This is a genomic window from Streptomyces botrytidirepellens (assembly GCF_003721215.1).
Taxonomy (GTDB): domain Bacteria; phylum Actinomycetota; class Actinomycetes; order Streptomycetales; family Streptomycetaceae; genus Streptomyces; species Streptomyces himastatinicus.
Genome location: NZ_RIBZ01000174.1, coordinates 1 through 19,078, shown reverse-complemented (window position 1 = coordinate 19,078; position 19,078 = coordinate 1). Strand labels below are relative to the sequence as shown.

Annotated in this window: 15 protein-coding genes, 1 tRNA gene and 1 pseudogene; 10 read left to right on the top strand and 7 right to left on the bottom strand. The window is 71.4% G+C overall.

Annotated elements, in window-relative coordinates; all coding sequences use genetic code 11:
* The first annotated feature begins 28 nt into the window (after positions 1 to 28).
* Positions 29 to 1,588 carry an amidophosphoribosyltransferase gene (gene purF / locus EEJ42_RS13445; RefSeq protein WP_123100178.1) on the top strand — a complete coding sequence of 520 codons (1,560 nt, stop codon included), beginning with the start codon at positions 29 to 31 and terminating at the stop codon, positions 1,586 to 1,588.
* A gap of 53 nt (positions 1,589 to 1,641) precedes the next feature.
* Complete coding sequence (purM, locus tag EEJ42_RS13440) at positions 1,642 to 2,712, top strand: phosphoribosylformylglycinamidine cyclo-ligase (RefSeq protein WP_123100177.1); 1,071 nt, start codon at positions 1,642 to 1,644, stop codon at positions 2,710 to 2,712.
* A gap of 102 nt (positions 2,713 to 2,814) precedes the next feature.
* Here purM and EEJ42_RS13435 read toward each other — a convergent pair whose 3' ends face one another.
* Both EEJ42_RS13435 and EEJ42_RS13430 read right to left on the bottom strand, forming a co-directional pair.
* Entirely contained in the window at positions 2,815 to 3,069 is a 255-nt protein-coding gene (locus tag EEJ42_RS13435) for a DUF3073 domain-containing protein (protein ID WP_123100176.1), read from the bottom strand.
* A gap of 446 nt (positions 3,070 to 3,515) precedes the next feature.
* On the bottom strand, positions 3,516 to 4,673 hold the full coding sequence (locus EEJ42_RS13430) for a Leu/Phe/Val dehydrogenase (protein ID WP_246096552.1): 1,158 nt from the start codon (positions 4,671 to 4,673) through the stop codon (positions 3,516 to 3,518).
* A 176-nt stretch (positions 4,674 to 4,849) separates the two neighbouring features.
* Between EEJ42_RS13430 and EEJ42_RS13425 the strand changes: the two genes are divergently transcribed.
* Both EEJ42_RS13425 and bldC read left to right on the top strand, forming a co-directional pair.
* Positions 4,850 to 5,686 carry a DUF8083 family protein gene (locus EEJ42_RS13425; RefSeq protein ID WP_123100175.1) on the top strand — a complete coding sequence of 279 codons (837 nt, stop codon included), beginning with the start codon at positions 4,850 to 4,852 and terminating at the stop codon, positions 5,684 to 5,686.
* A 540-nt stretch (positions 5,687 to 6,226) separates the two neighbouring features.
* The gene (gene bldC, locus EEJ42_RS13420; protein ID WP_003949541.1) at positions 6,227 to 6,433 is read left to right on the top strand and encodes a developmental transcriptional regulator BldC; all 207 of its coding nucleotides are present in this window, start codon (positions 6,227 to 6,229) and stop codon (positions 6,431 to 6,433) included.
* 413 nt (positions 6,434 to 6,846) lie between these two features.
* On the opposite strand, the gene EEJ42_RS50825 is transcribed toward bldC, so the two are convergent.
* From EEJ42_RS50825 to hrpA, 3 genes are all read right to left on the bottom strand, one after another.
* Positions 6,847 to 7,086, bottom strand: coding sequence for a DUF6274 family protein (locus EEJ42_RS50825; protein WP_184503066.1), 240 nt, complete (start codon positions 7,084 to 7,086; stop codon positions 6,847 to 6,849).
* A 121-nt stretch (positions 7,087 to 7,207) separates the two neighbouring features.
* Positions 7,208 to 7,282 (bottom strand) — tRNA-Asp (locus EEJ42_RS13410).
* 133 nt (positions 7,283 to 7,415) lie between these two features.
* On the bottom strand, positions 7,416 to 11,342 hold the full coding sequence (gene hrpA, locus EEJ42_RS13405; protein ID WP_123100174.1) for an ATP-dependent RNA helicase HrpA: 3,927 nt from the start codon (positions 11,340 to 11,342) through the stop codon (positions 7,416 to 7,418).
* 110 nt (positions 11,343 to 11,452) lie between these two features.
* On the opposite strand from hrpA, the gene EEJ42_RS13400 reads away from it, so the two are divergent.
* The gene (locus EEJ42_RS13400; RefSeq protein ID WP_123100173.1) at positions 11,453 to 12,535 is read left to right on the top strand and encodes an ABC transporter permease; all 1,083 of its coding nucleotides are present in this window, start codon (positions 11,453 to 11,455) and stop codon (positions 12,533 to 12,535) included.
* A 171-nt stretch (positions 12,536 to 12,706) separates the two neighbouring features.
* On the opposite strand, the gene EEJ42_RS13395 is transcribed toward EEJ42_RS13400, so the two are convergent.
* Positions 12,707 to 13,084 carry a MerR family transcriptional regulator gene (locus EEJ42_RS13395; RefSeq protein ID WP_123100172.1) on the bottom strand — a complete coding sequence of 126 codons (378 nt, stop codon included), beginning with the start codon at positions 13,082 to 13,084 and terminating at the stop codon, positions 12,707 to 12,709.
* 425 nt (positions 13,085 to 13,509) lie between these two features.
* Between EEJ42_RS13395 and EEJ42_RS13390 the strand changes: the two genes are divergently transcribed.
* Entirely contained in the window at positions 13,510 to 13,917 is a 408-nt protein-coding gene (locus EEJ42_RS13390) for an ATP-binding protein (RefSeq protein ID WP_123100171.1), read from the top strand.
* Positions 13,918 to 14,121: 204 nt separating this feature from the next.
* Here the strand turns inward: EEJ42_RS13390 and EEJ42_RS13385 are convergent, their stop codons facing one another.
* Positions 14,122 to 15,147 (bottom strand): LysR family transcriptional regulator, encoded by a 1,026-nt coding sequence (locus tag EEJ42_RS13385; RefSeq protein WP_123100170.1) that lies wholly within the window; start codon positions 15,145 to 15,147, stop codon positions 14,122 to 14,124.
* A 344-nt stretch (positions 15,148 to 15,491) separates the two neighbouring features.
* Between EEJ42_RS13385 and EEJ42_RS13380 the strand changes: the two genes are divergently transcribed.
* From EEJ42_RS13380 to EEJ42_RS13365, 4 genes and pseudogenes are all read left to right on the top strand, one after another.
* A complete protein-coding gene (locus EEJ42_RS13380; protein WP_246096541.1) occupies positions 15,492 to 16,583 on the top strand; it encodes an aminotransferase class I/II-fold pyridoxal phosphate-dependent enzyme in 1,092 nt (363 codons plus the stop codon).
* A complete protein-coding gene (locus EEJ42_RS13375) occupies positions 16,580 to 17,605 on the top strand; it encodes a polyprenyl synthetase family protein (protein WP_246096533.1) in 1,026 nt (341 codons plus the stop codon). Before EEJ42_RS13380 ends, EEJ42_RS13375 begins: the two co-directional genes overlap by 4 nt.
* Entirely contained in the window at positions 17,602 to 18,702 is a 1,101-nt protein-coding gene (locus tag EEJ42_RS13370; RefSeq protein ID WP_246096525.1) for a UbiA family prenyltransferase, read from the top strand. The genes EEJ42_RS13375 and EEJ42_RS13370 overlap by 4 nt, the downstream gene beginning before the upstream one ends.
* Before the next feature lie 26 nt (positions 18,703 to 18,728).
* Positions 18,729 to 19,078: pseudogene (locus EEJ42_RS13365) on the top strand (prenyltransferase/squalene oxidase repeat-containing protein); the annotation flags it as partial.

Here is a 19,078-nt window from a genome sequence, read left to right as displayed (position 1 = left end):
ACCGCGGAACTGTCCTAGACTCGATGCCGTGCCACGTGGTGACGGACGACTCAGCCACGACCTGCTCCCCGGCGAGAAGGGCCCCCAGGACGCTTGCGGCGTCTTCGGAGTCTGGGCGCCGGGCGAAGAGGTCGCCAAACTCACCTATTTCGGGCTGTACGCGCTGCAGCACCGCGGTCAGGAGTCCGCGGGCATCGCAGTGAGCAACGGCTCCCAGATCCTCGTCTTCAAGGACATGGGCCTGGTCTCACAAGTCTTCGACGAGACCTCCCTCGGCTCCCTGCTGGGCCACATCGCGGTCGGTCATGCCCGCTACTCCACCACCGGAGCCTCGGTGTGGGAGAACGCGCAGCCGACGTTCCGGGCGACCGCCCACGGCTCGATCGCGCTGGGCCACAACGGGAATCTGGTCAACACCGCCGAGCTGGCGGAGCTGGTCGAGGCCCTTCCCAGAGACAAGGGCCGCGCCACCCAGGTCGCGGCCACCAACGACACCGACCTGGTCACCGCCCTCCTCGCGGGGCAGGTCGACGAGGACGGCAAGGCGCTGACCGTCGAGCAGGCCGCTCCGATCGTGCTGCCGAAAGTCAAGGGCGCTTTCAGCCTCTGCTTCATGGACGAGCACACGCTGTACGCCGCCCGGGACCCCCAGGGCATCCGCCCGCTGGTGCTCGGCCGCCTGGAGCGCGGCTGGGTGGTGGCGTCGGAGACGGCGGCCCTCGACATCGTGGGCGCGTCCTTCATCCGGGAGATCGAGCCCGGCGAGATGGTCGCGATCGACGAGAACGGCCTGCGTTCCACGACGTTCGCCCCCGCCCGGCCCAAGGGCTGCGTCTTCGAGTACGTGTACCTGGCGCGCCCCGACACCGACATCGCGGGCCGCAACGTCTACCTCTCCCGCGTCGAGATGGGCCGCCGGCTGGCGAAGGAGTCCCCGGCCGAGGCCGACCTCGTCATAGCGACACCGGAGTCCGGCACCCCGGCCGCCGTCGGGTACGCCGAGGCGAGCGGGATCCCGTACGGCTCCGGGCTGGTCAAGAACAGCTACGTCGGCCGGACCTTCATCCAGCCCTCGCAGACCATCCGGCAGCTCGGCATCCGGCTCAAGCTGAACCCCCTCAAGGAGGTCATCCGGGGCAAGCGGCTGGTGGTCGTGGACGACTCGATCGTCCGCGGCAACACCCAGCGCGCCCTGGTGCGGATGCTCCGCGAGGCCGGTGCGCTCGAGGTGCACATCCGGATCAGCAGCCCGCCCATCAAGTGGCCCTGCTTCTTCGGCATCGACTTCGCGACCCGCGCCGAGCTGATCGCCAACGGGCTGTCGACCGAGGAGATCGGCAAGTCGCTGGGCGCCGACTCCCTGGCGTACATCTCCACCGACGGCATGATCGAGGCGACCACGATCGCCAAGCCGAATCTGTGCCGCGCCTGCTTCGACGGCGAGTACCCGATGGACCTGCCGGACCCGGAGCTGCTGGGCAAGCATCTGCTGGAGTCGGAGACGCAGGCCCCGAGCAGTGCCGACGCCGACGGCGTGCGGACGCTGACCGCCGGTGTCGGCGGCGCGGACGCGCTCCGCCGCCCGTAGGCCCGGGCACCCGGCCCTCGTACGCGCTACCCGAAACGAAAGAACTCAAGGTCATGTCTGAGTCCACTGGTGCCAGCTACGCCGCCGCGGGCGTCGACATCGAGGCGGGCGACCGCGCCGTCGAGCTGATGAAGGAGTGGGTCAAGAAGGCGTCCCGGCCCGAGGTCGTGGGCGGCCTCGGCGGCTTCGCGGGCCTCTTCGACGCCTCCGCGCTCGCCCGCTACCGGCGTCCGCTGCTGGCGTCCGCGACCGACGGCGTGGGCACCAAGGTGGACATCGCCCGGCGGATGGGCGTGTACGACACGGTCGGCCACGACCTGGTCGGCATGGTCGTGGACGACCTGGTGGTGTGCGGCGCCGAGCCGCTGTTCATGACCGACTACATCTGCGTCGGCAAGGTCCACCCGGAGCGGGTCGCCGCCCTCGTCAAGGGCATCGCCGAGGGCTGTTCCCTCGCGGGTTGCGCGCTGGTCGGCGGCGAGACCGCCGAGCACCCGGGGCTGCTGGGCGCCGATGACTTCGACGTCGCCGGGGCCGGTACGGGCGTGGTCGAGGCGGATCAGGTGCTGGGCGCGGACCGCATCCGTACGGGGGACGCGGTGATCGCCATGGCCTCGTCCGGACTTCACTCGAACGGGTACTCACTCGTCCGCCATGTGCTCTTCGACCGGGCCGGCTGGGCGCTGGACCGCGAGGTGCCGGAGCTGGGCCGGACGCTGGGGGAGGAGCTGCTGGAGCCGACCCGGATCTACTCGCTGGACTGCCTGGCCCTCACCCGGACGACCGAGGTGCACGCCTTCTCGCACATCACCGGCGGCGGGCTCGCCAACAACCTGGCCCGGGTCATCCCGGACGGTCTGCGGGCGGTGGTGGACCGGTCGGCCTGGACCCCCGGCGCGATCTTCGACCTGGTGGGGAAGCTCGGCTCGGTCGAGCGGCTGGAGCTGGAGAAGACCTTGAACATGGGCGTCGGCATGATGGCCGTCGTGCCGGGCGCATCGGTGGACGCCGCGCTCGCGACCCTGGCGGACCGCGGGGTGGACGCCTGGGTCAGCGGTGAGATCACCGACCGTACGGCGGGTGACACGGAAGCGGTGACGCTGACCGGTGACTACGCGAGCTGAGCCGGCCGCGCCCGGTGCGCGGACAGCACAGAAGCCGGTCCGAGGCGGGTGCCCCGGACCGGCGGAGGTGCGGCGAATTGCCGAGCGCCGTGAACGGGTCGTTCAGGCGCGGCGACGCTGCGCGGACGGATCGGACCGGTCGTCGTCCTCGTCGTCATCGTCGTTGTACAGATCCGCGTACTGTGCGTACGGGTCATCGTCCAGCTCATCGTCCTCGAACGGCTCGCCATTCGGCGGCTGGCTCGATGTCGATGCGCCCAGCTCCTCGGCCAGGCGTGAGAGGTCCGTCCCACCGCTGTTGTACTTCAGCTGGCGGGCGACCTTCGTCTGCTTGGCCTTGGCCCGGCCGCGCCCCATGGCTCGACCCCCTCAACGACGGGGCTCGACGGCCCCAGAGTCTTGACACGCGTTCACGTTCATGAATCGGAGCGGACTCCCCTAAGAGAGACCGGTCCGTAGGGCTTCAACGGTACCTGCTTCTGTGGCCATACGGTACGTCGCCCACACGACGTGCCACGAGGCAGAACCCGCGGGGCGCCCCGTCCCCGCTGGTCAGCTGCGATTTTAACCTGTCTCCGGGGCCGACCCGCCGACGGGCCGTGAGGGATCTCTCGCCGAGGTGCCCCTCACCGGCCGGTACGGCCCGCTCCGAAGGGGGTTTCCGGCGCCTGTCGCGGGGGCTCTCCGCGTCGATTCGGGGTCGGTCCGGCGTCGTTCCGGCGTCGGACGAGCGTCGCCCGAGCGACGCCCGGGTGTCCCCCGGGCGGCGCTCAGGCAGTGCTCAGGCGGCACTCAGATGACACTCATGCGGCGCCGTGACCCTCCGCCATCCGGTGTTCGGCGAGCCGGTCGGCGGCGGCCGCGGGCGGAATGCCATCGGTCCGGGCCCGATCAAAAATGGCCAAAGTCGTGTCAAAGATCTTTGACGCCTTGGCCTTGGCCCGCTCGAAGTCGAACCCGTGCAGTTCGTCCGCGACCTGGATCACTCCGCCCGCGTTCACCACGTAGTCCGGCGCGTAGAGGATCCCGCGGTCGGCGAGGTCCTTCTCGACACCCGGGTGGGCGAGCTGGTTGTTGGCCGCGCCGCACACCACCTTCGCGGTGAGGGCGGGCACCGTGTCGTCGTCCAGCGCGCCGCCGAGCGCGCACGGCGCGTACACGTCGAGGTCCGCGCGGATCAGCGCACCGGTGTCCCGGACCGCCTCGACCCGGGGGTGGCGGGCGAGCACCCGGTCGACCGACTCGGCGCGCACATCGGTGACGACGACCTCGGCGCCGTCCTCCAGCAGGTGCTCCACCAGGTGGTGGCCGACCTTGCCGACGCCCGCGATGCCGACCCGGCGGCCGCGCAGCGTGGGCGTGCCCCAGGAGGCCCGGGCGCTGGCCCGCATACCCTGGAAGACGCCGTAGGCGGTCAGCACCGAGGAGTCGCCGGCGCCGCCGTTCTCGGGGGAGCGGCCGGTGGTCCAGGGGCACTCGCGGGCGACCACGTCCATGTCGGCGACGTAGGTGCCCACGTCGCAGGCGGTGACGTAGCGGCCGCCCAGGGAGGCCACGAAACGGCCGTAGGCGAGCAGCAGCGCTTCGGTCTTGATCTCTTCGGGATCGCCGAGGATCACGGCCTTGCCGCCGCCGTGGTCGAGCCCGGCCAGCGCGTTCTTGTAGGACATGCCGCGGGCGAGGTTGAGCGCGTCGAGGACCGCCGCTTCCTCGGGGTGCTCCTCGGCGCTGTAGGCGTGGAAACGGGTGCCGCCGAGCGCGGGGCCCAGGGCGGTCGAGTGGATCGCGATGACGGCCTTCAGGCCGCTCTCCCGGTCCTGGCACAGCAGGACCTGCTCATGACCGCCCAGATCGGTGCGGAACAGTATTGACAGGGGTGAGAGAGGGTTCGGCACGCGACTCTCCGTCGGACCGTCGACGCTGACGGTGTGACGTACGTCGGTCACGGTGGTGACTCCCATAGGTCGGGTAAGGCGCCCTCCGTGCTGGTGGGGAGGGCCGGTGGGCACGAGCGTAAGCCCTGGGAGGGCGCGGGAGCGGCCATGTCCCCGCCGAGTCCGCATGGTGGTCGTGGGACGATGCCGTGAGCAGGGGGTAGGCAACTCCTGGCGGTGGTATCGGCCTTGAGGGAGCGCGTGTGACCTTGGCGTCTTCGGTGATTGTCCCATATGCGGCGTATCTCCGTGTCTATGAGCCCTTGGCTGCTTTTCCCGAGCCGGAGCGCACGCACTGGGCGACCTATGCCAAGCGCGACGACCTCCCCGGCGCTCAGGACGAGCTGCGGCGCTCGCTCGCCGACCTGCTGCCGGTGCCACCGGTGCCGGTTCCGGTGCACGAGAGCGCGGACGCCTTTGTGGCGGTCGTGGACGGCGTCACGTGCGTCTGTCCGTGGCGGACGCGGCTGCGCGGCTGGTTGGCCCTGGAAGAGCTGCCCGAGAGCCTTCCCGGCCCTCTCCTGGACGCCGCGCTGCCCCCCGTGGTGCGCCGGCAGGCCGCCTCGGACTACGAGCAGTGGCTGGAGCGCAATCCGGACGCCCGGCCGTGGATCCGCTCGGCGACCTGGCACGTCCCGGTCCGCTGGTTCGTCCTCTTCGCGGACGAGGAGCGCGAGTACACCAAGGGTGACGAGGGGCTCATCCTGCGTTACCGCACCCCGATGGTCCAGGCCAGGCGGCGGGTCGCGCGCGGGCTTAAGGTGCTCAAGGAGGCTCTCGGCGAGGGCCCGCTCATCGACGGCCTGGTGGACGTGGGCCGGTGGCTCGAGGAATTCCATCCGCGGTCGCTGGTCGAGCTGGACTACGGCGGTCTGGTGCACGTGCTGCCCGCCGGGCAGCTGGAGGACGACCGCTCGGCGGCGGATGTGGCGGAAGGGCTTGCGGCACTGAGGGACGGGGACGGGGAGCGCGCGGGCAGTGCGTACGAGCGGCTGACCGATCGGTGGAGCGAGGTCCGGGGCCGGCAGAACGCCAGCTGAGGCGGGTCGGGGCCGGTGAAGGTCCGGGGAAGAGCCGGGGAAGATCCGGGGAAAGCGGATCCATCGGGCGGCCGGGCGCGTCAGAGCCGGGGTGGGGGGACGTAGGTCCCGATCCGGGCCATTGCGTCAATGGTGATCTAAAGCACTGACTTCGGGTCTTGCGGCAATCCCCCATCCTCGTGTCAAAATAGGACAAGGAGTCCGGGAAGTTCTCCTTCCGCCCAAGTATGGGCGGATTCATCGGTATTGCACTCCTTGGCGGATCTGATACCCCTGATCCTGTTGTGACTGATCGTCACGGCCGCGTGACTGTCCGTTATGGCATGGTCCATCGGCTTCCGTCGAGGTTGGACACCTGAGAGGGCAATTCCATCGGTTTGGCCGACGGGGCTGGACAGATGGTGTAGTTGTAGTGCCGAGGACAAGCCGTTCGTCCTATAACCGACTCGGCCCGCGTCCGCCATTTCGGGCAACGTGGGTCAAGGTGCAGAATTTAGAGGAAAGAACCGTGATGGTTCGGTTCTCCCGAGGAGGCCGCTCATGACCGCTCGCACCCCTGATGCCGAGCCGCTGCTGACCCCGGCTGAGGTTGCCACCATGTTCCGCGTGGACCCGAAGACGGTCACGCGCTGGGCCAAGGCAGGCAAGCTCACGTCCATCCGCACGCTCGGAGGGCACCGGCGCTACCGCGAAGCGGAGGTCCGTGCGCTTCTGGCGGGCATCCCGCAGCAGCGCAGCGAGGCCTGAACAACCGCATAACCGGGCATTTCCGGGCCCCCCAGCCCGGCTTTCGCCTGTATGGCTCCACCACGACGGGTGCCTGCCCCAACAGGCCATCACCGCTCGACATGGGTGCGTCGTCGATCGCGCTGGACTCCGCCGGGTCCAGCGCGATCTTTTTTATGCCCGCGTGACGGGTCGCCCACAGGGTGTTCGGGGCGGATCCGGACGGGGCTGAGGAGCGTCTTGACGGCCCGCGAGGGGTAGGGGACAGGGGGCGATCAGGTGGTCCGGGAATGGCCCGGACACAGGGTGCAATTGCACATATTAAATTGACCTGTTGTGAGGCAGGTGTAAGTTCCCCCACTCCCGGAGCGCCGCCGGTGACTCCCGTCACATGGTTCAACGCTTGTCGATTTCCCCGGAACTGCGGTAAGGGCTTACCGAGTTGATGATCCGTCGGGCTCCGCCGGTGGAGCCTCCCCGGTCGATGGCCCGGCCGGTGGCCCGGCGGGCGCCTGCTCCGCGGGCGCCTGCTCCGCGCGCGGCGCGGGCTCCATCGCCAGCCGCAGCAGCCGATGGCAGACGGGGCAGTGCCGGGTGAAGTGGCGGTAGCCCGAGGCGGCCGCCAGATGGGCCCTCAGGAGCGCCCTGGTCTCATGTTTCGCGGTCGTCGTCATGTGCCCGCACCTCCCGGCCACCCCCACGCCACCTTTTAGTCTGGGTACCGCCGGGTGCGGGGTGCCGTCAAGACGACCGAAGGCCCGGATCCTTGTGCGGATCCGGGCCTTCGCCGTTCTGCGGTCCTGACGGGATTTGAACCCGCGGCCTCCACCTTGACAGGGTGGCGAGCACTCCAAACTGCTCCACAGGACCATCAGTGACGCCCCACAGCCTGTTCGCTGTGTGCCTCGCTGCTGTGCGTCACAGACTCTACAGCAGGTCAGGGGGTGCGGTCGAACTCGCGCCCGCCCGGCCCGTCCCGGGCTGCCGGAGGCCGGGAGGGCGGCTACGGAGCCACCGCGTCGATGGCCTTCACGATGCGCTTGTCGGAGACCGGGTAGGCCGTGCCCAGGGCGTGCGCGAAGTAGCTGACCCGCAGCTCCTCGATCATCCAGCGGATCTCCAGCGCCTCGGCGGGCACCGGGCGGCCCGCCGGGAACTGCTCCAGCAGCCAGGCGTACTCGTCCCGCATCTCCTTCACCTTCGCCATCCGGGTGCGGTCCCGCTCGGCGTTGGTGGGGAGCTGCTGGAGCCGTCGGTCCACGGCCACCAGATAGCGCATGAGGTCCGGGAGGCGGCGTACGCCGTGCGCGGTCACGAAGCCCGGCGTCATCAGCTCCGAGAGCTGCTCCCGGACGTCCGCGAGGGACGGCAGCAGCACCGGGCTCTTGATGCCCTTGAGCCGGCGCTCACACGCCTGCCAGGCCGCCAGCACCTCCTGGACCTTCCGGACGGTGTCCAGCGTGGCGTCCGCGATGTCGGCCCGTACCGCGTCGAAGAGCTTGCGGAACGATTCCTCGTCCCACACCGGGCCGCCGCGGGCCGCGATGAGCCGGTCGGCGGCCGCGGAGACGCAGTCCTCGAAGAGCGCCGCGATGCTGCCGTGCGGGCTGCTGGAGAGCGCCAGCTTGGCCTGGTTGGTCAGCTTCCCCTGCGCGAACTTCGCCGGGTTGGACGGCAGCTGGAGCAGGATCAGCCGCCGGGTGCCCCGCCACATCGCCTGCCGCTGCTCGGGCTCGGTGTCGAAGAGCCGCAACGCCACCGACGCGCCCTCGTCCACCAGCGCCGGATACGCCTTGACCGGCTGGCCGCCGCGGCGGGTCTCGAAGGTGCGCGGCAGGGAGCCGACCGTCCACGAGGTCAGCCCGCCGCGCTGCTCGATGCCGGCGGACTCCTTCGAAGACTCGAACGCCTTGGAGATCGCGGCCCGGGTCTTCGGCTTCAGCCGCTGCTTGAGCGCCTCCAGGTCCTTGTCCTCGGCGAGCTTGCGGCGCCGCTCGTCGACCACCCGGAAGGTGATCTTCAGGTGGTCGGGGACCTTGGCCGGGTCCCAGTCCTCCGGCTCGATCCGCACCCCCACCATCCGGTGCAGCTCCCGGCCCAGCGCGGCCGTCAGCGGCTCCTGGAGCGGCACGGCGCCGTCCAGGAAGCGCTTGGCGTAGTTCGGCGCCGGGACGTAGTGGCGGCGCACCGGCTTGGGCAGCGACCGGATCAGCTCGGTGACCAGGTCCTCGCGCAGCCCGGGGATCTGCCAGTCGAAGCCGTCCGGAGTGACCTGATTGAGCACCTGGAGCGGGATGTGGACGGTCACGCCGTCCGCGTCCGCCCCCGGCTCGAACTGGTACGTCACCCTGAACTTGAGCTTCCCCTGGCGCCAGGAGTCCGGATACGCGTCCTTGGAGACGCCCTGTGCCCGCTCGTTGATGAGCATCGACTTCTCGAAGTTGAGAAGCTCCGGCTCGTCCCGGCGTTTGTGCTTCCACCACGAGTCGAAGTGCGCCCCCGACACCACGTGCTCGGGAATCCGCTGGTCGTAGAAGTCGAACAGCGTCTCGTCGTCCACCAGGATGTCGCGGCGCCGGGCGCGGTGCTCCAGCTCCTCCACCTCGCCCAGCAGCTTCCGGTTGTCGTGGAAGAACTGGTGGTGGGTGCGCCAGTCGCCCTCGACCAGGGCGTTGCGGATGAACAGGTCGCGGCTGGTCTCCGGGTCGATCCGGCCGTAGTTGACCTTCCGCTGGGCGACGATCGGCACGCCGTAGAGCGTGACCCGCTCGTACGCCATCACCGCGGCCTGCTTCTGCTCCCAGTGCGGCTCGCTGTAGGTGCGCTTGACCAGGTGCTGGGCCAGCGGCTCGATCCACTCCGGCTCGACCTTCGCGTTGACCCGCGCCCACAGCCGGGAGGTCTCGACCAGCTCCGCCGACATCACCCAGCGCGGCGGCTTCTTGAACAGCGCCGAACCGGGGAAGACGGCGAACTTGGCGCTGCGCGCCCCCAGGTACTCGTTCTTCTCGGTGTCCTTGAGGCCCACGTGCGAGAGCAGCCCGGACAGCAGCGAGGTGTGGATGTGGTCCGGCGCCGCGTCCTGCTCGGACAGCTGGATGTCCATCGTCTTCGCGACCGTACGCAGCTGGCTGTAGATGTCCTGCCACTCGCGTATGCGCAGGTAGTTGAGGTACTCATTGCGGCACATGCGGCGGAACGCGGACGAGGACAGCTCCTTCTGCCGCTCCCGGATGTACTTCCACAGGTTGAGGAAGGCCAGGAAGTCGCTCGACTCGTCCTTGAACCGGGCGTGCTGCTGATCCGCCTGCTGCTGCTTGTCGGAGGGGCGCTCGCGCGGGTCCTGGATGGACAGCGCCGCCGCGATCACCATGACCTCGCGGACGCAGCCGTTGCGGTCCGCCTCCAGCACCATCCGGGCCAGCCGCGGGTCCACCGGCAGCTGGGCCAGCTTCCGGCCCATCTGAGTGAGCCGCTTGCGCGGGTCCTTCTGCTTGCCGTCCAGCGCGTGCAGCTCCTCCAGGAGCTGGATGCCGTCCTTGATGTTGCGCCGGTCCGGCGGATCGATGAACGGGAACTTCTCGATGTCGCCGAGCCCCGCCGCGGTCATCTGGAGGATGACGGAGGCCAGGTTGGTACGGAGGATCTCGGCGTCCGTGAACTCCGGGCGGGTGAGGAAGTCGTCCTCGGAGTACAGCCGGACGCAGATGCCGTCGCTGGTCCGGCCGCAGCGGCCCTTGCGCTGGTTGGCGCTGGCCTGGGAGACCGGCTCGATGGGCAGCCGCTGGACCTTGGTGCGATGGCTGTAGCGGGAGATCCGGGCCGTGCCCGGGTCGATCACGTACCGGATGCCGGGGACGGTCAGCGAGGTCTCCGCGACGTTCGTCGCCAGCACGATCCGGCGGCCGGTGTGTCTCTGGAAGACCCGGTGCTGCTCGGCGTGCGACAGCCGGGCGTACAGCGGCAGCACTTCGGTGGACCGCAGCTGCTTCTTGTTCAGCGCGTCGGCCGTGTCGCGGATCTCCCGCTCGCCGGAGAGGAAGACCAGGATGTCGCCCGGCCCCTCGGCCTGGAGCTCGTCCACCGCGTCGCAGATCGCGGTGATCTGGTCCCGGTCGCTGTCCTCGCCGCCCTCCTCCAGCAGCGGCCGGTAGCGCACCTCGACCGGGTACGTACGCCCGCTGACCTCGACGATCGGCGCGTCGCCGAAGTGGCGGGAGAAGCGCTCCGGGTCGATGGTCGCGGAGGTGATCACGACCTTGAGGTCGGGGCGGCGGGGGAGGAGCTGGGCCAGGTAGCCGAGCAGGAAGTCGATGTTGAGGCTGCGCTCGTGGGCCTCGTCGATGATGATCGTGTCGTACTGGCGCAGCTCGCGGTCGGTCTGGATCTCGGCCAGCAGGATGCCGTCCGTCATCAGCTTGACGTGGGTGTCCGGGCTCACCTGATCGGTGAAGCGGACCTTCCAGCCCACGGACTCGCCGAGCGGCGTCCCGATCTCGTCCGCGATGCGCTCGGCGACGGTGCGCGCCGCGATCCGGCGGGGCTGCGTATGCCCGATCAGTCCCCTGACGCCGCGGCCCAGCTCCAGGCAGATCTTGGGGATCTGCGTGGTCTTCCCGGAGCCGGTCTCGCCCGCGACGATCACCACTTGGTGATCGCGGACGGCCGCGAGGATGTCGTCCTTCTTCTGGCTGACCGGCAGCTCTTCCGGATAGGTGACGTCCGGGACGGCGGCGCGGCGGTTCGCGACCCTCAGCTCGGCCCGCTCGACGTCCTCGGCGATCTCGCCGAGCACGGCCGCGCGGGCCTCGGGCTTGCGGATCCGGCGGGCGCCGTCGAGCCGGCGCCCCAGCCGCTGCTGGTCGCGCAGCATCAGCTCGGGGAGCCGCTCCAGGAGGGCGGACAGGGCGGGGGCAGGAGTCGTGGACATACGGACCCCAGGATCTCACCTCGGCAAAACGACTGGCGAACCATTTCCGCCGGGTGTTGTCCGGGCCACGTCGCGCGATATGCCGGGAGTGTCCCGTCTAGCGTGAGCGCATGGCGGACGACGACTCCCCGGAGGCCCGGTCCCCGTGGACCCGGTCCCCGGAGGCCCGGTCCCCGGAGGCCCGGTCCCCGTGGACCCGGTTCAAGCACAGCCCGTTCTTCCCGGCCACGGTCATCGTGCTGATCATCTCGGCGGGCGCGGGGCTCTTCGCGGGCTCGTACACCTTCGCCTTCGCCAACCCCACCCCGCGCCAGATCCCCGTCGCCGTCGTGGTCACCCAGCAGGGCGCCGCCCCGCCGCAGCGCTTCGTCGCCGGGATGGAGAAGGCCCTGGACGCCTCGCTGCGGCTGCACCGCGAGCCGTCGTACGGCCGCGCCGCCCGGGCCGTCGAGGAGCAGCAGGTCTTCGGGATCCTGCGGACGCGCGGCCGCGGCGTCGAGCTGGATCTGTCCTCAGCCGCGGGCGCCAGCGTCGCCCAGGTGCTCGCCTCGGCCGGTACGAAGGTGGGCCGGGCGGTGGGCGTGCCCGTCGCCGTACGGGACCTGAAGCCGCTCCAGCCGGGCGATCCGCGGGGTCTGGCCGTCTTCTACATCTCGCTGGCCGCCGTGATCATGGGCTTCCTCGGCGCCGTCCAGCTGAGCGTCAACGCGGCCGAGCTGAACCCGGCCGAGCGGATCGCCTTCACCGTGGCGTACGCCCTGCTCGGCGGCTTCGTCATCGCCGCCATCGTCGACTGGGGGCTCGGCGCGCTGGACCTCCCCTTCGCCGGGTCCTGGGCGATCCTCGCCCTGACCATGCTCACCTCGGGGATGGTGTTCTCCATGTTCAACGTCCTGTTCGGACGCTGGGCGCTCATCCCCACCTGGGGGTTGATGGTCCTCCTCGGCAACCCGTCGTCGGGCGGCGCGGTCTCCTGGCCGCTGCTCCCGTCCCTGCTCGGCGCCATCGGCCGCTGGCTGCCGCCGGGCGCCTCGGTCAACGCCCAGCACACCGCCGTCTACTTCGGCGGACACCAGCACGGCTTCCCGTTCCTGGTGCTGGCCGGGTGGTCCCTCGTCTCCACCGTCGTCTTCTGGACCTGGCGCCACCGCCACCCGGGCGGCCGCCCGGGCAGGGCGACCCCATCCTCGTGAGGTCCTCGGGCGCCCGAACGCGAAAATCCCCCTCCTGGCCTCAGGAGGGGGATCTTTCATGGAGCGCCGAGCAGGCCTTGCACCTACATCTCTCGTTTGGAGACGAGCATCTTTCCTTAGACGACCGACGCATCAACTTCCGCCCCTCGGGGCGGCGTTGCAAGATCTACTTTACCCCATCCGGGGACCCGCCGCGCAATCCCCGTCACGCCGGGGCGCGGTGGTGTCGCGCCGCAGTTCGTCGTTGGTGCGCCGGGCCTCTTCGAGCTGGTCTTCCAGGGCGACGATGCGGCACGCGGCGTCGATCGGGGTGCCCTGGTCGACGAGCTGGCGGGCGCGGGCGGCGATGCGCAGCTGATGGCGCGAGTAGCGGCGGTGGCCGCCATCGGAGCGCAGCGGCGCGATCAGGCCGGCTTCGCCGATGGCCCGCAGGAAGGCCGGTGTGGTGCCGAGGAGGTCGGCGGCACGGCCCATGGTGTACGCGGGGTAGTCGTCATCGTCGAGCCGGTTGTGCTGTTTGTCTTCGGCCACTGACACCTCATCCGTCATCTCGTCGGTCGCGCGTCGAGGGGCCCTGGCGCCGAATCGGCTCCAGGGCCCCGAGGGGTTCAACACCGTTGTCCGCGTACCCGTCTGAGACGACAGGTGTGCGGGGATCGCGGATATCTGACCGGGGACCACCTTCCCTTCCGGGGCGTGCGGTACCCGAGCGGACTCAACTCTTCGCCCGGGCGATCCTGATGCTGTCCGCCTCCTTGTCGTCGGTGTCCTCCGCGCCTCATCGGGCGCCGTGACTACGACAGGGAATCTAACTCCGGCGTGCGGCCCATGTCTACAGTCACCACGATAGATTTTCCTGACCGTACAAGATCGAAGAACTGGCGTTCCCGCGCCAGGCAAGCGTGCGGAGCGGCAGAGCGGGCACACGAGCCTCTGCAAAGCGGCATATCCGATCCGACCTGGGGTGTACGCGTATGAACGGCACGAAGATCGCCAACACTCGGCCCACGGCCTCGACCGTGGTGCGGGGTGACAGCCCTGGCGGCATTCACCGTGCCCGCGCCGTCACCAAGGCCTTCACCAAGGGGCTCACTCCGCCCCCGGGGTCCGACGCGACCGACGCCATCCTCCTGGTGGTGTCCGAACTCGTCACCAACGCGCTGCGCCACGGCGGCGGCCGGTACACCCTCGAACTCTCCGCCGGTCCCGACACGGTGACCGTCGCCGTCAGTGACCCGAACCCGGCGGCGCCCCGGGCCCGTCCGCCCGACCTGACGACCGGCACCGGCGGCTTCGGCTGGCACATGGTCCAGCGTCTGGCCCGGGAGGTGACCATCACCCGCGGCCGTGGCAAGACGATCTACGCGAGCCTTCCGCGCTGACCGCACACGGCGGCCGGCGCGCACACACAAAAAATCCCTCCCCTGGCATCAGGAGAGGGATCTTTCATGGAGCGCCGAGCAGGCCTTGCACCTACATCTCTCGTTTGGAGACGAGCATCTTTCCTTAGACGACCGACGCATCAACTCCCGCCCCTCGGGGCGGCGTTGCAAGATCTACTCTACCCCATCCCGACGCCCCCGCGATCACCCCGCGGCCTCCGCCGTCCGCGCCAGCCGTAACGGGGCGGGGTCCCCGTTCGCCGCGCGATGGTCCTCCACCGCCTCCCGCAGCGCCGTGAGCAGTGCCTCCACCGCGGGGGCCCGTGTCGTCCCCGCCCTGAGCAGGGCGTGCACGCGGCGCGGCGGCCAGCCGCGGAGCGGGCGGGCCACCACCCGCGGATCGGGCCGCGGCGGCAGGGCCAGGCCCTCCGCGACGGCCGCGCCCACGCCGTGGGCGACCAGATCGTGGGCGGTGGCGGGGTCGTTGGTGATGGCGACGGTGCGTGGCTCGAAGCCCGCCCGGGCGCAGGCGGCGGTGAACTCGTCGCGCTCCTCGTCCAGCACCCAGGACTCGTCGGCCAGCGCGCTGAGGGGGATCGTCCGCAGGTCGGCCAGCGGGTGGTCGACCGGGAGCAGCACACAGCGCGGATCGCTGATCAGCGGGACGTCCACCACCTCGGCCTCGGGCGGGCCGGGCTCCGCCGCGGCGTCGGCGGCCCCGGGGTCGGTGCCGGGGCCTGCGTCGGGGGCCGTGTCGGGGGCGTCCGGGCGGGCTCCGTCGCGGACGCTCACCAGGGCCACGTCGGTCGTCCCGTCCCGCAGCGAGCGGTAGGCGTCCGGGGAGGTGGCCCGCTCCAGGACGACCTGCACATCGGGCCGGGCGGACCGCAGCCGGGCCACCGCGCCGGGCAGCAGCGAGGCGCAGGCGCTGTGGATCGCCGACACCCGCACCATGCCGCGCGCGTGGGCGGCGTACGTACGGAACTCGTCCTCGACGGCCCCCAGCGCGGACAGCACCACCTCGGCGTGCTGGGCCAGTCGGCGGCCCGCCGGGGTGAGCCGCACCCCGCGGCCCGACCGGACCGCGAGCTGGACGCCGATGGTGCGTTCCAGCGAGCGCATGCGGTAGCTGACGGCGGGCTGGGTGTAACCCAGTAATTCGGCGGCGGCGGTGTAGGAACCCGCGCGCGCCACGCCTGCTATGACCGCTAACTGATGGATGTCGAGCACATGAACACTGTAAAAGGTGTTTATGCATGCCGGGAAGATCCTTATTGGACGTAGGTCCCGGCGCCCTCCACACTCAAGGAGGCGGCCCGGTGACGGCCGCTGGTCAACCGGTTCGATAGCCGCGACTGCCGAACGGTCCGCGCACGACGGCGCGTTGCGGCCGCCACCTCCCGTTCCGACCAGGAGTGCGCGGGCTCGCCCCGCGATTCGAGTGCGCCGGGCCCGCCGAGCTTATTTTCGTATTCGCCGCCGCCTCCACCACCGACCACCCCCCATCATTCGGTGCGCTGCCGATCCAAACCTTGCGGGATTTCCCTAGAATTTTCCGCGGATTGGAATGGAACATGTCTGACAAAGACGGCTGGAACAGAATGCAACCGGTGCTCGCGCAGGGCGCCGTACAGCACCAGATGTCGCTGAACGAGACCTCCCATCCACCCCTTCCCTCCGTCGTGCGGGCCGTATCGGAAACCGCCGCCGAAGCCCACCGCACCCTGGACGCGCTGGGGTTCGGGCTGTCCGGGGCCATCGGCGAGCACCTGGGGGTGCCGCCCGGGGACGTCGCCGTCGGCCCGGGCTCCGGAGCGCTGCTCCAGCTGCTGTTCTCCGGCTTCACCGGACCGGACACCCACACCGTGCACGCCTGGCCGTCCTGGGAGGCGTACCCGATGATGGCGGCCAACGCCGCCTCCACCACCGTGCGGGTGCCGCTGCGCGACGAGACCCACGACCTGGAGGCGATGGCGGCCGCCGTCACCGACCGGACGCGCCTGGTCATCGTCTGCAACCCCAACAACCCCACCGGCACCGCCGTCGGCGAGGCGGCGCTGCGGCGCTTCCTCGACCTGCTGCCCTCCCACGTCACCGTGGTGCTCGACGAGGCGTACATCGACTTCGCCGATACCGACGCCGCCGCCGTCGCCCACGGCCTCGACCTGTACCGGGAGGACGAGCGGGTGTGCGTGGTGCGCACCTTCTCCAAGTCGTACGGCCTGCTCAGCCTGCGCGTCGGCTACCTCGTCGGACACGAGCGCACCCTCGCGCCGCTGCGCGGCGCCCTCACCTTCTACCGCGTCAGCGCGGCCGCCCAGGCCGCGGCGGTCGCCGCGCTCGCCGAGTCCGCCGAGATCCGCCGCCGGTGCGAGGAGACCGCCCGCGAGCGGGAGCGGCTGTACGGCGTCCTCACCGAACAGGGCTGGCAGGTGACGCCCAGCCAGGCCAACTTCCTGTGGCTGCCGATGGCGTCCGGCGTCGAGCGCTTCACCCAGTTCTGCGCGGACCACGGCGTGCTGGTGTGCGGAAAGCCCGGCGAGGGCGTACGGGTGACCATCGCCGAGGCCGCCGCGAACGACGCGTTCGCGCTGCTGGCCGCGAAGGCGCGCGACGCGGACGGGCCCACCGGAGGGGCGGCCCCGGCCGGCGAGGAGACGCCGTGAGCGCCGCCCCGCACACCACGGTGACCGCTCCCGCGGATCCGCTCTCCGCCGCCCACCCCACCCTCGCCCGCCTGCTGCGCGACCTCGAATCCCGCTGGCCGTCCGACGGCGAGCGCGTCCACCGGATATCCCGCTACGCCCTGCTGCCCGCGGGCAAACTGCTGCGCCCGCTGCTGCTCGTGGAGTCCGCCCGGGCCGTGGGCGGCGGCTACGAGGAGAGCCTGCCCGCCGCGCTCGGCGTGGAGTACCTCCACGCCGGGTCGCTGGTCCACGACGACGTCATCGACGGCGACGCGCTGCGCCGCGGCCGCCCGACCGTCGTGGCGCGGTACGGCGTCGCGGACGCCGTCGTCACCGGCGACGCCCTGATCATGGGCATGTTCGCCGCCGTCGCCGAGTGCGCCGACCAGGGCCTGCCCGCCGACCGGCTGCTGGACGCCGTACGGGTCCTCGCCCGCGCCGGGGTCGACCTGTGCCGCGGCCAGGCGATGGAGGCCGAGCTGTGCGGCGACGCGGCGTGCGGGCTCGACCGCTACCTCACGATGATCTCGCTCAAGACCGGCGCCCTCTTCCGCGGCTCCTGCCACGCCGGGGCCCTCCTGGGCGGCGGCGACGCCACCGCGCAGCGCGCCCTCACCGGCTACGCCGAACACCTCGGGCTCGCCTTCCAGATGCACGACGACCTGCTGCCGTACACCAGCGAAGCGGCGGCCACCGGCAAGTCCGCGCTCAGCGACACCGCCAACGGACGACCCACCTTCCCCGTGCTCATGGCGTACGAGCGGGCCGACGCCGCCGAACGCGACGCCCTGCGCACCGCGCTGCGGGGCACGCTGCCCGCGCCGGACGCCTTCGACGCCGTACGTCGCGTCCTGGACTCCACCGGCGCGCTGCGGGCCGCGCGCGAGCGCACCCGGGCGGAGGTCGCCCACGCCAAGAACTGCCTCGCGGAACTCCCGCCGACCGAGGGCTGCGCCGTGCTCGCCGCCATCGCGGACTTCTCCGCCGACCGGGAGCGGTGACCGTGTCCGGGGCGCTCGCCACCAGGCTGGCCACCGGCTGCGGGGCGCATCTCCAGACCTGGCGGCCGTACACCCTCTCCTACCCCGGCCTGGTCGGCATGGCCGGAGCCGCCCTGGCCGACGGCTCACCCTCCCCGGCGCACCTGTGGGCCGCCTGGGCCGCACCCACCCTGAGCTGGATCGCCGGGCACTACCTCGGCGACTACTTCGACCGCGACCTCGACGCCATCGGCAAACCCCAACGCCCGATCCCCTCAGGGCGGCTGAGCCCCCGCGCGGCCGTGGCCTCCGGAATCCTGTGCGCCCTCGCGGCCGCCGTCGTCACCGCGCTGGCCGCCTGGCCCGCGCTGCTGCTGGTCGCGGGCGGCATGGCGGGCATCGTCGCGTACAGCAAGGTGCTCAAGGGCCGCGGGCTGTCCGGCAACGCGGTGCGGGGCGCGCTGACGGCCCTCACCGTCGTCTTCGGGGCGATGACGTCCGGAACCGAACCCCGGTGGCCCGCCGTGCTGCTGGCCGCCCTCGCCTTCTGGGCCCACGACACCGCGTCCAACCTCGTCGGCACCCTCCGCGACGTCGAAGGCGACCGCAGCGGCGGCTACCACACGCTCCCCGTCCTGCGCGGCGTCCGCTACGCGGCGCGCACCGCCGCCCTGCTGTACGCGGCCGCGATCGTCACCGCCGCGGCCTGCGTACCGCTCACCGCCCCCGCCGGACGGACCGCCTTCGCCGCCCTCCTGCTCGCCGCGGCGGCCTGCGGCATCGGCGCCTTCACCCCGCTGCTGCGCGCCGCGGCCGCGCTGACCCCCGTACGGGCGCTGCGGGCCCACGAGGTCCTGGTCGCCGAACGCCTCGTCCTGGCGGGCGCGGTCCTGTCCACGGGCTGGGGCCCGGCCCCGGCCCTGGCGCTGCTGATCCCGCTGCTGACGCTCAGCGTCCTGACCCAGGCGAGGCTGCGCGCCCGCCACGAGTTCCCCCCGGACGGCTGGGACGCGAAGCGGCCTCCCGCCACGGCCGACGGCACCGCCCCCCGCCCGACGGCCGCCGCGAGCGCGGCCCTCCGCGCCGCACTACGGAAGGACCGTCCGAGCCCATGGTGACCTCACCCTCGGAACCCTCGACACCCTTGACCGGCCGAATCGACGCCGCCGTCGCGGCCGGTGCCGAGGCGCTCTTCGCCCGGCGGCGGCCGGACGGGGTGTTCGCGCCCGGCGCGGCGGAAGACCGGTTCTCCCCGGCGAACACCGCCGTCGCCCTCATCGCCCTGCACCTCGCCGAGAAGCCCGGAACCACGGACCCGCTCCTCACCCGCGGCGTCGACCGGCTCGTCGCGGCGCAGCGCGACGGCGGCGGGTGGGCCATGCGCGGCGTGCCCGACGAGGTGCTGACCACGGCCGTCGTCACCGACGCGCTCGACCTGGTCGCCCCGCGCCGCGCGGCCCACGCCGTGCGCGCCGGGCGGCAGCGGCTGGCGGG